The 14001-nt window shown below is 57.3% G+C and carries 9 protein-coding genes; 7 read left to right on the top strand and 2 right to left on the bottom strand.

All coding sequences use genetic code 11. The annotated features are described in order from the left end of the window. Positions 1-24 precede the first annotated feature (24 nt). The 5 genes from rpoN to npr all read left to right on the top strand — a co-directional run bounded on the left by rpoN (position 25) and on the right by npr (position 3592). The gene (gene rpoN, locus FT726_RS00585; RefSeq protein ID WP_088516015.1) at positions 25-1458 is read left to right on the top strand and encodes an RNA polymerase factor sigma-54; all 1434 of its coding nucleotides are present in this window, start codon (positions 25-27) and stop codon (positions 1456-1458) included. 21 nt (positions 1459-1479) lie between these two features. Beyond that, positions 1480-1767, top strand: coding sequence for a ribosome hibernation promoting factor (hpf, locus tag FT726_RS00580; protein ID WP_010618250.1), 288 nt, complete (start codon positions 1480-1482; stop codon positions 1765-1767). A 166-nt stretch (positions 1768-1933) separates the two neighbouring features. Further along, positions 1934-2416 carry a PTS IIA-like nitrogen regulatory protein PtsN gene (gene ptsN, locus FT726_RS00575; protein WP_288425083.1) on the top strand — a complete coding sequence of 161 codons (483 nt, stop codon included), beginning with the start codon at positions 1934-1936 and terminating at the stop codon, positions 2414-2416. A 52-nt stretch (positions 2417-2468) separates the two neighbouring features. Next, positions 2469-3323 carry an RNase adapter RapZ gene (rapZ, locus tag FT726_RS00570; RefSeq protein WP_021507744.1) on the top strand — a complete coding sequence of 285 codons (855 nt, stop codon included), beginning with the start codon at positions 2469-2471 and terminating at the stop codon, positions 3321-3323. Further along, positions 3320-3592, top strand: a complete 273-nt coding sequence (gene npr / locus FT726_RS00565) for a PTS phosphocarrier protein NPr (RefSeq protein ID WP_058759594.1) — start codon at positions 3320-3322, stop codon at positions 3590-3592. The genes rapZ and npr overlap by 4 nt, the downstream gene beginning before the upstream one ends. A gap of 5 nt (positions 3593-3597) precedes the next feature. Here npr and mtgA read toward each other — a convergent pair whose 3' ends face one another. Further along, entirely contained in the window at positions 3598-4320 is a 723-nt protein-coding gene (mtgA, locus tag FT726_RS00560) for a monofunctional biosynthetic peptidoglycan transglycosylase (protein WP_031279742.1), read from the bottom strand. Positions 4321-4626: 306 nt separating this feature from the next. Here mtgA and FT726_RS00555 point away from each other — a divergent pair, with 306 nt between their 5' ends. Then, the gene (locus tag FT726_RS00555) at positions 4627-4971 is read left to right on the top strand and encodes a hypothetical protein (protein WP_346302303.1); all 345 of its coding nucleotides are present in this window, start codon (positions 4627-4629) and stop codon (positions 4969-4971) included. Positions 4972-5219: 248 nt separating this feature from the next. Here the strand turns inward: FT726_RS00555 and arcB are convergent, their stop codons facing one another. Continuing rightward, positions 5220-7553 carry an aerobic respiration two-component sensor histidine kinase ArcB gene (arcB, locus tag FT726_RS00550; RefSeq protein ID WP_058759597.1) on the bottom strand — a complete coding sequence of 778 codons (2334 nt, stop codon included), beginning with the start codon at positions 7551-7553 and terminating at the stop codon, positions 5220-5222. An 884-nt stretch (positions 7554-8437) separates the two neighbouring features. On the opposite strand from arcB, the gene FT726_RS00545 reads away from it, so the two are divergent. Then, positions 8438-13969 carry a glutamate synthase-related protein gene (locus FT726_RS00545; protein ID WP_058759598.1) on the top strand — a complete coding sequence of 1844 codons (5532 nt, stop codon included), beginning with the start codon at positions 8438-8440 and terminating at the stop codon, positions 13967-13969. The last annotated feature ends 32 nt before the right edge of the window (positions 13970-14001 follow it).

Genomic DNA, 14001 nt, shown 5'->3' with positions numbered 1-14001 from the left:
TGCTTAGGAAATTCTAGCCGGATTATGAAGCAAGGTTTGCAACTCAGGCTCAGCCAACAGCTGGCGATGACCCCCCAGTTGCAGCAGGCAATCCGCTTGCTGCAACTCTCTACGCTTGAACTCCAGCAGGAACTGCAACTGGCGCTGGAAAGCAATCCGCTGCTTGAACAAACCGATCTGCACGATGAAGTCGACGCCCGCGAATTTCAGGAGAACGAGGCGTTAGATACCCGTGAGGCACTCGAACAGAAAGAGATGCCGGAAGAGCTGCCGCTCGATGCCACCTGGGACGAGATCTACACGGCCGGTACGCCCTCCGGCACCGGCACCGATTACCAGGACGACGAGCTGCCGGTGTATCAGGGTGAAACCACGCAGTCGCTGCAGGACTATCTGATGTGGCAGGTAGAACTGACGCCGTTCACCGACACCGACCGCGCCATCGCTACCTCCATCGTCGATGCCATTGACGATACCGGTTATCTCACCGTCAGCTTACAGGACATTTGTGACAGTATTGGTGACGAAGAGCTGACGCTGGAAGAGGTGGAAGCGGTGCTGAAGCGCGTACAGCGTTTCGATCCGGTGGGCGTCGGCGCACGCGATCTGCGTGACTGCCTGCTGGTGCAGCTGTCGCAGTATGCGGCCGATATGCCGATGCTGAACGAAGCTCGGCTGATTGTCAGCGAGCACCTCGACCTGCTGGCTAACCACGATTTCCGCAGCCTGATGCGCGTGACGCGGCTGAAAGAAGAGGTGCTGAAGGAAGCGATGCTGCTGATTCAGTCGCTCGATCCGCGCCCCGGGCAGTCCATCAATACCAGCGAGCCCGAGTATGTGATTCCCGATGTGCTGGTGCGCAAGACTGGCACGCGCTGGACGGTGGAGCTGAACGCCGACAGCCTGCCGCGCCTGAAAATCAATCAGCATTACGCCGCGATGGGCGGTTCTGCGCGTAATGACAGTGACAGTCAGTTTATTCGCAGCAACTTACAGGAAGCCCGCTGGCTGATTAAGAGCCTGGAGAGCCGCAACGACACGCTGCTGAAAGTGACGCGCTGTATTGTCGAACAGCAGCAGGCGTTTTTTGAACAGGGTGAAGAGCATATGCGTCCGATGGTGCTGGCGGATATCGCCCAGGCCGTGGATATGCATGAATCCACCATTTCCCGCGTCACCACGCAAAAGTATTTGCACAGCCCGCGTGGCATTTTTGAACTGAAGTATTTTTTCTCCAGTCACGTCAGCACCGAAGGCGGTGGCGAAGCCTCGTCGACGGCGATCCGTGCACTGGTGAAAAAATTAATCTCCGCGGAAAATCCCGCAAAACCCTTGAGCGACAGCAAACTGACCTCCATGTTATCTGAACAGGGCATCATGGTGGCGCGACGTACGGTTGCTAAGTATCGCGAGTCTTTATCTATACCGCCATCAAACCAGCGCAAGCAGCTGGTTTGACCGAAACAAGAAGGAAGACCTATGCAGCTAAACCTTACCGGACTGAATGTTGAGATAACCGACCCACTGCGCGAATTTGTAAATAACAAATTTGCCAAACTGGAACACTATTTTGATCGTATCAATCAGGTTTATATTGTTCTGAAAGTGGAGAAGGTAACGCAGATTGCGGAAGCAACCCTGCACGTCAACGGCGGGGAGCTGCACGCCACATCGGAAGCGGAAGACATGTACGCGGCCATCGACGGGTTGATTGACAAGCTGGCCCGTCAGCTGACCAAACACAAAGACAAACTGAAAAAACACTAACCTTCACGCTTGCAGAGTGCTGACGGGTTCAGCACTCAGAGGAGAAATGGGGCGGGTCACCGCCCCGTTTTGTCATCTGCGCAAGCGCCTGCAGTCACCTGCCCTGCCCGTTCGCGGTGTCCCGGTACGTGCCTTACGGCTATGTGAACACGCAAGTGAAACGATGATGAACAACGATCTGACACTGGAATTGAGCGCGGTCCTTTCGCTGGACTGCACCCGCAGCGGCGTACACTGCCAGAGTAAAAAGCGCGCGCTGGAAATTATCAGCGAGCTGGCCGCTAAGCAGCTCAATCTGCCGCACCAGACGCTTTTTGAAGCCATCCTGACCCGTGAACGCATGGGCAGTACCGGCATTGGCAACGGCATCGCCATCCCGCACGGCAAGCTGGAGGAGGATACGCTGCGCGCCGTTGGCGTGTTTATCAGCCTCGACCAGCCTATCGCCTTTGACGCCATCGACAACCAGCCGGTTGACCTGCTGTTTGCCCTGCTGGTGCCCGCAGACCAGTGCAAAACCCATCTGCACACCCTGTCGCTGGTGGCGAAACGCCTGGCGGATAAAACCGTCTGCCGCCGTTTGCGCGCGGCACAGAGCGATGAAGAGCTCTACGCCATCATTACAGAAGCTCAGGAAGATCACGCTTAAGCGACAGACACTTTTACCGGCCTGCGTGCCGGTTTAACACGGGAGAAATGTGATGGTGCTGATGATCGTTAGCGGTCGGTCAGGCTCAGGAAAATCAGTCGCGCTGCGCGCCCTTGAGGATATGGGCTTCTACTGTGTCGATAACCTGCCGGTGGTGCTGCTGCCGGAGCTGGCGAACACCTTAACCGAGCGCAATATCTCAGCGGCGGTTAGCATTGACGTGCGCAACATGCCGGAATCACCGGAGGTGTTTGAGCAGGCACTGAACAATCTGCCGGAAGCGTTCTCGCCACAGCTGCTGTTTCTGGACGCCGATCGCAACACGCTGATCCGCCGCTACAGCGACACGCGCCGCCTGCATCCGCTCTCCAGCAAAAATCTGTCGCTGGAAAGCGCCATTGATGAGGAGAACGATCTGCTGGAGCCGCTGCGCTCGCGTGCCGATCTGATCATCGATACCTCAGAGATGTCGGTGCATGAGCTGGCAGAAATGCTGCGCACGCGCCTGCTGGGCAAGCGTGAGCGTGAACTCACCATGGTGTTTGAATCCTTCGGCTTCAAGCACGGCATCCCGATCGACGCTGATTACGTGTTTGACGTGCGTTTTCTGCCCAACCCGCACTGGGATCCGAAACTGCGTCCGATGACCGGGCTCGATCGTCCGGTGGCGGCCTTCCTCGATCGTCACACCGAAGTGCACAACTTTATCTACCAGACACGCAGCTATCTCGAGCTGTGGCTGCCGATGCTGGAAACCAATAACCGCAGCTATCTGACGGTGGCGATTGGCTGTACCGGCGGTAAGCACCGGTCGGTCTACATTGCCGAACAGCTGGCAGACTATTTCCGTTCGCGCGGTAAAAATGTGCAGTCCCGTCATCGCACCCTGGAAAAACGCAAATCATGACCGTGAAGCAAACCGTTGAGATTCGAAATAAGCTGGGTATGCATGCGCGCCCGGCGATGAAGCTGTTTGAGCTGGTGCAGAGTTTTGATGCGGAAGTGCTGCTGCGTAACGAGGCCGGTACCGAAGCCGAAGCCAGCAGCGTGATTGCGCTACTGATGCTCGACTCAGCTAAAGGCGGTCATATCGAAATCGAGGCCAGCGGCCCGCAGGAAACCCAGGCGCTGGCCGCGGTCATTGAGCTGTTTGAAGCCGGTTTTGACGAAGACTAACCACGTCAGTGCAGCTGGTAACGGTTGAGAAAGCCCTCACCGCCCAGCTGGCGCATCTGGCGCATAATCCACTGCTGGCGCTGACGAATGTAGCCGGACGGCGCATCCGCGCGGAAGCGAATCGGATTCGGCAGCACCGCCGCCAGCAAAGCGGCTTCCGCCATGCTCAGCCGGCTGGCAGGCTTGTGGAAATAGCGCTGCGATGCCTCTTCCACACCAAACACTCCATTACCGAATTCCGCAATATTCAGGTACACCGTCAGAATGCGGCGTTTGGTCCATACCGTTTCCAGTCCCACCGTCAGCCCGGCCTCCAGCCCTTTGCGCACCCAACTGCGGCCATCCCACAAGAACAGATTCTTCGCCGTCTGCTGAGACAGCGTTGATGCACCGCGCATCCGTTCACTGCCGTCATTGTCTAGCACCTGCTGAATGGCATGCACGTCAAAGCCCCAGTGCTCGGGGAATTTCTGATCTTCCGAGGCGATCACCGCCAGCGCCATCCACGGTGAAATCTCATCCATTCCCACCCAGTCTGAATGCGCGACATAATCGAAGCGTCCGCTGAACCACGCGCCAAGCTGCCGCTCCACCATTACCGCCGAAAACGGCACCGGCAAAAATGCGAACAGCACAATACCGGCCAGCCACAGACCCAGCCATGCCAGAAGCACCCTGCCAGCCAGCCGCTTCAGGCGCTGGACCATCTTCCCTTTACTCTTACTCATGCAATCGTCTCTTACCGGTTCCCTGGATTAATCAATTACTCAGGTCATGATTTCAAATAGCGGTGATGCAAGCCGGAATTTTATCTCTGCGGCATCGCGACCACCAGCCAAACTCATTGCGCGGGCAACCATCGTTCCTCTATTAGAGCCAGTCGCATCAAGCACTTCCGGCAAAAAGGAATCGGTTCCATGCAGAAAAATCGCGCAGCGCGCACGGGCATAAATACTTAACCGATTGTGATACCGTTCACGTTAAAGCTTTCACGATGTTTAACTATCATCTTTAGTAGTCAGTGAAGATGTTGATTGACAACCGAGACCATTCTGAAAAACACGGCGCAAATAGCGACAATTACGCTTCAGGCCAGGGCGCAACCTGTAAAACGTTTTACCGCCCATCCGGTTTACGCTAACCGTTCAATGCCCAAACTGGAACTTTCAGCCGGGGGTTTCCAAAACGTTTTGGATAACCGCCGCAAAATCTGGTTATTCATTATTAGAATCAATAACATGAGCATAAAAACGGCCGTTGCGCTGCGCTTTTTGCCGTTTCCCTTCGCCGCGCAGCGCTTTCCGGACCGCGACTGTGGGAAAACCAGGCAAAAAACCGGACATTTGCTCAAAAATAGTGCAATACGCCAAAGAAATTGATTCCTTGCTTGACTGTGTCAGCAAATTAATGTTTTCTGTATTTAAACGCTGCTCAACATCACACAATTTAATGAATCTTGTCACAAGCTGTGGCGAATTTGCTAAGGTGATTTTGAAGCGTTAACCAATACCACGCTGTTGCTTTTGTATTCGATTTCTAATAATAGCAGCAGCGCCCATTTCCCTGGTGTTGGCGCAGTATTCGCGCACCCCGGTTTCGACTGGGGTCATTTTTTTTCTGGCCCGCGCTATTTTTCCCGCTCCGCAACCCAGTTCCGTAATACTTCAACGTCGTGCCGCCACTCGTGTTTCAGCTCGTCGACCCACTCCTGCACGTTATCCCACCAGGCCGGCAATTCCGGTGACTGAATCTGTTTCGCCAGCTTCTGCAGATGCAGCAGGCCGACGGAGCCCGCCGCGCCTTTGATCTTGTGCCCCTCTTCGGCGATGCCCTTCTGGTCACGCGCCATCATGTTGGAGTCCAGCACCTCAAGATAACCCGGCATCATCTGCTCGAACATCGTCAGGCTTTGGGTGATCAGCCCCGGACCAACCAGCTCGATATACTGCTCCAGCATGTCGACATCCAGCAGCGTGCGTGACTGTTCCGCGTCGGCGTCACTCACCACCGCTTCCGCTTCGGCCTGGTAATCCCAGAATTTCTTGATCATCGCGGTCAGCGCTGGCACCGCCAGCGGTTTGCTCAGCACATCGTCCATGCCGGCATCGAGATACTCTTTTTTATCCTTCAGCACATTGGCAGTCAGCGCGACCAGCGGCGGCAGCGTCACGCCGGCGTGCTGCTGATGAATGGCGCGCGACACATCGAGGCCGGTCATGTCCGGCAGCTGGATATCCAGCAGCACCAGGTCGAACTCCTGCGGATCGAACATCGCCAGCGCCTCACCGCCGGTCATCGCCACCTCCACGCTGCAACCCAGCTTCTCCAGTACCGAGCGCGCCACAATCACGTTGAGCTCAATATCTTCTACCAGCAGCACGTGCAGCGCCGGCAGCGGCATGCTGTCGTCCTGATCCTCATCTTCCACTTCATCCGCCACGCGCGGCGCATGGATTTCCACGGTAAAGCACGAGCCCTGACCCGGTGCGCTGCTAACAGTAATATCGCCGCCCATCGCCTGCGCCAGCCGGCGTGACACCGCCAGGCCAATCCCGGTGCCGGTGGCCGGTTTACCGCCGTGCTGATCTTTTACCTGGTAATACATGGCGAAGATTTTGTCCTGCTCTTCCTGCGGAATGCCCATCCCGGAGTCCTGCACCTCAAAGTGCAGCGTTTCGTCCTGGCGATAAGCGACGCGCACCACGATTTCGCCCTGCCGGGTAAACTTCACGGCATTGCCAATCAGGTTCCACAGAATCTGGCGCAGGCGCGTGCCGTCGGCGGAGATTTTGTGCGGCAGCGGCAATTCCGGTGCCATGACGAACTTCAGCCCTTTCGGCTGCGCCAGCAGGCCGGAGAGGTTTTCCAGGTCGGCGAGGAAGCCGGTGAAATCCAGCGGCTGGTTATCCAGCTGCACTTTGCGCCGCTCAATCTTGTCGACTTCAATCACATCATTAAAGATGTTGCCGAGGGTGATGGCCGAGACGTGAATGGTTTTCAGGTACTTCAGCTGCTCCTGGTTGAGATCGGTATCCAGCAGGATGCGGCTTAACCCGACGATGCCGTTAAGCGGCGTACGCAGCTCGTGGCTGATGGTGGAGATAAAAGTGGTCTTTTCACGGCTGGCGTTCTCCAGCGCGTCCTGATAGCGCTTACGCTCGGTAATATCGCGTCCGAAGCCCATCAGGCCGCTGCGCTTACCGACGCGGTCGTAATACGGCACTTTGCGGATTTCAAAGCAGGCTTTGCGCCCGTCCGGATACTGCAGCCACTGTTCATAGGTGAGCGACACATTGTGGCGAAACACCTTCTCATCGGTCTCCAGCACTTTGGTGGCGGCATCTTCGTCATAAATGTCGCGCGGCGTCAGACCAATCAGCTGCTTCTCGCTCAGGCCGGTGAGCAGTTCCATGGCACGGTTACAGCCGGAGAACTGTTTGTCGATGTTGCGATAGAACACCAGGTCGGGCGAGGCATCAAGGAACGAACGCAGGAAGGAAGATTGCTGCTCCAGTTCAATCTGCGCCTGTTCACGCCGCGTCATCTCTTCGCGCAGCTTATCCATCACCTGCTCGCGCGCCTGCTCTGCTTTAATACGGTCGCTGATTTCCTGGTTCAGCTGGCTGATGGTCTCTTTCATCTGCTGATTCAGTTCAAGGTCGCGCGTGCGCATCTCCTCCAGCTTGTCCACCAGCTTCGACAGCCGCTGGCGCGACTCCTCCAGCTGATCGACCACTACGGAGAGAAAGTAGACCGCCCACGGGGTAATCAGCAGGCCAAAAAACACCGAACGCACGACGTCGATACTTTCAACGTGGCCACGCAGCACCATGGTGACCGCCATCTGCACCACCATTGCCAGCACCACCAGCGCCGAAGCCAGCAGCAGTGAAAACCGCACCAGCCCGAGCTTGACCATTAAATCCACGTAGTACTGTGCTAAAAGACGAATCTGTTTCATTACGCGCTCCCTGAACGAATCTGGCTCATCATAGCGTAATTATCTGCGCGCTGCGCCGCCGCACGCGCCGTGCGGACTGACTTTACGCCCTGTTATGGTGCAGCAGCGCGGCGTTTCGCCGACGTTCGCGCCTTTATGCCTAAAGCGCTTGACTAATTCTGCTAACTGAATAATCTGGAGGGCCGCGCTTTTGCGGGTCCCGGTGCCGCGTGCCCGGCGCATCCGCTTTCTGCAGCCATCCCTCCTGATGGTTGCCTTCCGTTATTGCATATCCATTCAGCTTAAGTGCTGTTTTAATCACACCCCGGTTAATTAATTTTACTAATGGCAACCGCGTTTTGATTCAAATGTTCCGCCATAAGAAAAACAGATACATGCTGTGCACGAAACGGTCCAAACAGAATTTTGTGCTGGCATCCCTACATTCAACAGCATGGTCTGGAAATATGAGGCCGATCACACAGTGAGACGGCTCACACTTCATAAGGGAATCAGAAAGGTCAGATTGACATATATTTACGTAATAAAAACATAATAATCATACAGTTAAATCGCAAAAAGGCTGATTAACCGTAATAAAGCTGGCTATTTGACCTGAGTTCGCTTTCCCGATAAGTTGGAATTCCGCTGGATGCTTTCCAGTCGGGACTGTGTCTCGGCATATCTATGCAGCAAGAAGACTCCCTCTGGATGCAAGTTATCTCCCTTAGAGACCGGATTTTATGGACAGCCAATCAAGGACGTGAATCAGTGCCTTGATTGTCGTTGTCCGGTGTTGCGACGTCCGCGTAAAAGCGCGCGAAAACAAATTGATACAGCACGCAGCAGCGCTCTGTGCCTGAAATAATGCAGGTAATGTCTAAAGCAGTTTAAGGAGACCCTCAATGTCCACTCAACAACCTAACCCCTGGGGTTTGTATGATCCATCAGCAGGAAGCGACAGCTGTGGTGTAGGTTTTATTACCCGCAAGGACGGCGAGCAGACCCATGAAATCCTGCAGATGGCGCATAGCGCCCTGTGCACGGTACCGCACCGTGGCGGGATGTCTGCAGAGGGTGTGGGCGATGGCGCGGGCGTTAACGTTGACCTCTCCCTGAACTTCTTCCGTAAGCTGACCGGTCAGGCGCTGGAAGCGGGCCGCTTTGGCGTGGGCAACTTCTTTGTGCCAAAAGATGCGGCGCTGCGCGCGAACGCAGAGCGTCTGGTTGAAGAGACGCTGGCCGCTTACAACTTCCCGGTGCTGCTGAAGCGTGATATGCCGCTGGACAACAGCGTCACGCGCCCGGCCGCACAGCAGTTCCAGCTGCCGATCGTGCAGTGGGTGTTTGCCGCACCGCAGGACGTTACCGAGCAGAGCGACTTCGAGCGCCACATTTACCGTGCGCTGCTGGACATCGAAGCACGCGCCTTTACCGAAAGCGAATTCGGCGGCCTTTATCCGCTGTCGCTGTCGTCGCGCACTCAGGTGTTCAAAGCCCGCCTGAACTCCAACGAAGTAATTCCTTACTTCAAAGATCTGACCGATCCCGATCATCAGGTGCGCGGACTGTTTTTCCATACCCGCTTCTCCACCAATACCGATCCGCATACCACAATGGCGCAGCCGTTCCGTCTGATGGCGCACAACGGTGAGCTGAACACGGACCGTAAAAACCGCATCGCGGAAGCGGCACTGATGCTGGCGCGCGGCAAAAAGATCGTGCGGCCAAAAGGCCAGTCTGACAGTTCGCGTCTCGATCAGAGCATCCACAGCCGTCTGATGGAAGATAACCTCGATCTGATCAACGCCGTGGTTTCAATGATGCCGCCGGCGTGGGAAAACGACACCTCGCTGTCGGCTGAAGTGCGCGCCATGCTGGAATACTTCTCGCTGTATGAAGAGAAGAACGACGGCCCCGCCGCACTGATCTTTGGTAACGGCGAAGTGATTGGCGCACGGCTGGACCGTCTTGGCCTGCGTCCGCTGCGCTCCGTCGAAACCGCTGAGTATATCGGTGCGATGTCAGAAGCCGGCCAGATCGCCTTCCCACCGGAGAGCGTGCTGCGCCGTGGCCGTATCGAAGCTGGCGGCATGCTCTATTACGATCACAAAGAGAAACGCTCTTACACCACCGTGCAGGCGCTGGAAAAGCTGGCGGCGGAAAAAGATTATCTGTCCCTGGTGCAGGCGGCACGCGTTGAACTGCAACAGCTGCCGGAAGTGCCGGCAGAGAAACTCGGCTCGCCGCTGCGCTATCGCGGCGACCTGAAAACCTATCAGCGCTTTGTGGCTTACTACTACAACCAGGAAAGCTTCAAATTCATGATGGACCCGATGCTGCAAACCGGCGCTGAGAAGATATCCGCGATGGGTTACGGCAACGCCATCAATGGCCTGTCCGATCATGAAGGCGGCATGGCGCACTACTTCTCGCAGCGCTTTGCACAGGTCACCAACCCGCCGCTCGACTCCATCCGTGAAGCGGACGGCATGACGCTGCGCGTGGCACTCGGCGCTAAACCGCACCTCGGCCGCAGTAAAGGCCAGCAGATCATCGTGCCAAGCCCAATCCTGACGCACCTGGACATGCTGCGTCTGCGCGAGCAGAAAGTGGCGCCGTATGCGCGCTTCGAGATGCTGTATGAGCCGGTGATCGGTAAAGACATCGTCAGCCGCGCCGCCAACGCCAAAGCGCTGGAAAACGCTATCGATAACCTGGCGCAGCAGGTGGTGGATTTTGCCCGTCAGCAGGGCGGCATCGCGGTGATTACCGATCGCCATATCTCTTCAACCCATGCTGCCATTCCGATGCTGCTGATGGTGTCGGCCATCAACCAGCGTCTGGTGCAGGAAGGCCTGCGTCTGGATGTGTCACTGGTGGTCGAGAGCGGCCAGAGCATCTCCTCGCACCATATCGCCGCCACGCTCGGCTTCGGCGCCTCCGCCGTGTATCCGCTGGGCGTACAGATGCGTGCAGAAGAGAAGTTTGGCGAAGGTGAAGAAGGCAACAAAGCGTTCAAACGCTATGCCAAAGCGGCAGAAAAAGCGCTGATGAAAACCATGGGCAAAGTGGGCCTGTGTACCGTTGAGAGCTACAGCTGCGGTGAGTTCTTCGAGCCGAACTTCCTCGATACCGAAGATCCGGTGCTGAAGAAATATTTCCCGAATATCAAAACTCCGGTGGGCGGCGCGGGCTTCCCGGCCATCGCGCAAATGGCGGTGGACTGGCACCAGAGCGCACTGAAAATTCAGGGCGAAGCCGAAGTGCCACTGCTGGGTCTGTTCAAAGAACGTTCTGAGGGTGCGGGCCACTCGTATGGCACCATCGCAGTACGTACCTTTATTGATATGACAGAGCAGCCGATTCGTTTCGCCGACAAAGCGCGCGAAGAGGACAACTTTATCCGTCTGATGACGCTGGCCAGGCTGGACAACGCGTTCAGCATCAAAGCCGAGTCGTTTAAAGACAGCAGCTTCGAGCGCATCCCGAATGCGGTGATCGACAGCTTTGCTATCACGCCGGATTACCGTCAGTTCTCCAGCCTGATGCACGCTGAGCGTAAGCGTCGTCCGGCGGCGCTGCGCGACATCCTCGCGCTGCCGTGCGATCTGACCCACGTGGACAGCGAAGCCGAATTTGGCCGCAAGCTGGGCCGCTACTCGCTGGTCAATAACGGCTTCGCCATTCGCGGCCTGCGCTGCGAAGCGGTGAACGGTAGCCTCAACCAGTTTGAGCTGCGTCTGATTGATGCCATTGCCGGCCTGAAGCCGGAGAGCGAGCGTCTGGCCGCGCTGTCACGCGCGCTGAAAACCCGCTTTAACGATGAGATCGAAAGCAGCAGCATCACTGAAGGCGTGTTGCACATTACCGCTTACGGTCAGGCAGCAGACTATCTGGCAAAAATCTTTACCGCGCTGCCCTCGCTGCCGCTGGAAGAGATTCAGCCGGCGCACGAAATCACCCGTACCTTCGCCTCAGGCGCCATGAGCCACGGCGCGCTGGTCGCGCCGGCGCACGAAGCGGTAGCGCACGGCACCAATATGGTGGGCGGAATGAGTAACTGTGGTGAAGGTGGCGAACACTATTCACGCCACGGCACCATTCGCGCATCGCGCATCAAACAGCTGGCGTCCGGTCGTTTCGGCGTGTGGGCGGCTTATCTGGCCGACCCGATGCTGGAAGAGCTGGAGATCAAAATTGGCCAGGGCGCTAAACCGGGCGAAGGCGGTCAGCTGCCAGCACCGAAAGTGACGGTGGAGATTGCGGCCGCGCGTGGCGGTACGCCGGGCGTTGAGCTGGTATCACCGCCGCCGCACCACGATACTTATTCTATCGAGGATTTGGCGCAGCTGATCCACGACTGTAAAGCGGCGCGCGTGCGCGTTATCGTCAAACTGGTGTCGTCTGAAGGCATCGGCACTATCGCAGTCGGCGTGGCAAAAGCTGGCGCAGACGTTATCAACGTCGCCGGTAACACCGGCGGCACCGGCGCGGCGTCGGTCACCAGCCTGAAATACACCGGGCGCGTGGCGGAAATCGGTATCGCCGAAGTACACCAGGCGCTGTGCGCGAACGGGCTGCGTGACAAAGTGCAGCTGCGCTGCTCCGGCGCACAGCAGACCGGCAGCGACGTGATCAAATCGGCCCTGCTCGGCGGCGACAGCTTCGAGTTCGGCACCACCGCGCTGATGATGCTGAAATGCGTGATGGCGAAAAACTGTAACGTCAAATGCCCGGCAGGCCTCACCACTAACGCTGAAGCCTTCGATGGCGATCCGCGTCAGCTGGCGCAGTACTTCATCAACGTGGCGCAGGAAGTGCGTGAGTTCCTCGCACGCCTCGGTCTGCGTTCGCTGCGTGAAGCGCGCGGCCGCTCTGACCTGCTGCACCTGATGGATCATCCGCTGGAAGTGGGCAAACTCGATCTGCGCGCCATGCTGACCGTGGTGCCGGAGCAGAAGATCGCTCAGCCGGTGTATCTGGAAAAAGATTTCGAGCTGGACGATGGCTGGGTAGAAGAGCTGAAAGCGCAGCTGGTTGATGCCGCCCGCCGCGAGATTACGCTGGGTAACGGCGTGACGCTGAACAACCGTAACAAGAGCGTTGGCGGTCAGCTGGCGATCGATATTGAGCGCATGCTGAACCACGAGCTGTCGGCGCAGCAGCTGGCCGCACTGCCAGCGGTACTGCAGGATGACCGTGGCCGGAAATATCTGGCACCGCGCACAGTGCAGATTGATACCCGCGGATCAGCCGGTCAGTCATTTGGCGCGTTCTGCAACGACGGCATGCAGATGAAGCATTACGGCACCTGTAACGATGGCGTCGGTAAAGGTCAGTGTGGCGGCGAACTGGTGGTGATGTCACCGGGCGGCGGCGCACAGGACAGCGACGGCAATGTGCTGATCGGTAACTTTGCGCTGTTCGGCGCGACCGGCGGTCGTCTGTTTGTTCAGGGCCAGGCAGGCGACCGTTTCGCCGTGCGTAACTCGGGCGCCACCGCGGTGGTGGAAGGCGTCGGCGACTTCTGCTGTGAATACATGACCAACGGCGCGATTCTTAACCTCGGCACCTTTGGTAAAGGTTTCGGTAACGGCATGAGCGGCGGCTTCGCCTATCAGTACGATCCGTACCGCTCCCTGGCCGCGCACGCCGCCGGTGATTCGGTGCTGTTCGGCTCCATCGCTGACGAAGACGAAATGGCGCAGGTGCACAAGCAGGCAGTGCTGACCATGCTGCACTGGCACCTCGAAGCCACCCAGTCGCCGCGCGCGGCATGGCTGCTGGAGAACTGGGAAACCGAGTGTCAGCACTTCGTTTATGTGATGCCGCGCTCGCTGCTGCTGTATCAGGACGGCGGTGAAATCCTGAAAGCGAAAACGCGTAAGGATTTGCTGGAAGAGCTGTCCACGTCGCTGGCCGCGCATCAGGTTGCCAAGTTCAAATCAGCCTGGCGTGCGGGCAAAACCATCGCCGACGGTGCGGTACCGGCCTACGGCGCGACCGATACGCAGGAGATGTTTGTTCTGCTGAATAACTACACTGTTCTGAGCTTCGCGCAGCAGCTGGCGCTGGGCAAACTGCCGAAAGGCACAGCGGTGGAAGACGCGGCAGTCGAGAAAGCGGTTCGCAACCTGCTGATGACCGAAGATTTCGCGCTGGTCAGCAAGCTGCAGCGTCATGCCCGTGCGGCCATTGAGAACTACAGTGATGATGAGCTGGCAAGCCTGATCGCCGCCAAGCGTATGTCGGATTACAAAGCCGCGCTGACGCAGCGCAACATTCGCTCCATGGACAGCCTGGCAACCTATGGCTGGATCATTTATCAGGACGCCTGCAACCGTGAGGTGCTGGGCCATCTGCCTGATTTTGAAGAGCTGTTTGCACGCGCCGCACTGCCAGAGATTGCCGCCGCGGTCGGGAAACTCTCCTGATTGCGCTGCGAAAGAAGATTGATGACGATAAA

The sequence above is a fragment of the Pantoea sp. Morm genome (assembly GCF_016643525.1).
Classification (GTDB): Bacteria; Pseudomonadota; Gammaproteobacteria; order Enterobacterales; family Enterobacteriaceae; genus Pantoea; species Pantoea dispersa.
The sequence above is the reverse complement of the archived record's forward strand: the minus strand, read 5'-3'. Positions and strand labels throughout refer to the sequence as shown.

Excerpts from the sequence above, each read along its gene's own strand:
- rapZ (WP_021507744.1), top strand. The coding sequence starts at position 2,469 with ATGGTGCTGATGATCGTTAGCGGTCGGTCAGGCTCAGGAAAATCAGTC.
- npr (WP_058759594.1), top strand. The coding sequence starts at position 3,320 with ATGACCGTGAAGCAAACCGTTGAGATTCGAAATAAGCTGGGTATGCAT.
- mtgA (WP_031279742.1), bottom strand. The coding sequence starts at position 4,320 with ATGAGTAAGAGTAAAGGGAAGATGGTCCAGCGCCTGAAGCGGCTGGCT.
- rpoN (WP_088516015.1), top strand. The coding sequence starts at position 25 with ATGAAGCAAGGTTTGCAACTCAGGCTCAGCCAACAGCTGGCGATGACC.
- ptsN (WP_288425083.1), top strand. The coding sequence starts at position 1,934 with ATGAACAACGATCTGACACTGGAATTGAGCGCGGTCCTTTCGCTGGAC.
- hpf (WP_010618250.1), top strand. The coding sequence starts at position 1,480 with ATGCAGCTAAACCTTACCGGACTGAATGTTGAGATAACCGACCCACTG.
- FT726_RS00545 (WP_058759598.1), top strand. The coding sequence starts at position 8,438 with ATGTCCACTCAACAACCTAACCCCTGGGGTTTGTATGATCCATCAGCA.
- arcB (WP_058759597.1), bottom strand. The coding sequence starts at position 7,553 with ATGAAACAGATTCGTCTTTTAGCACAGTACTACGTGGATTTAATGGTC.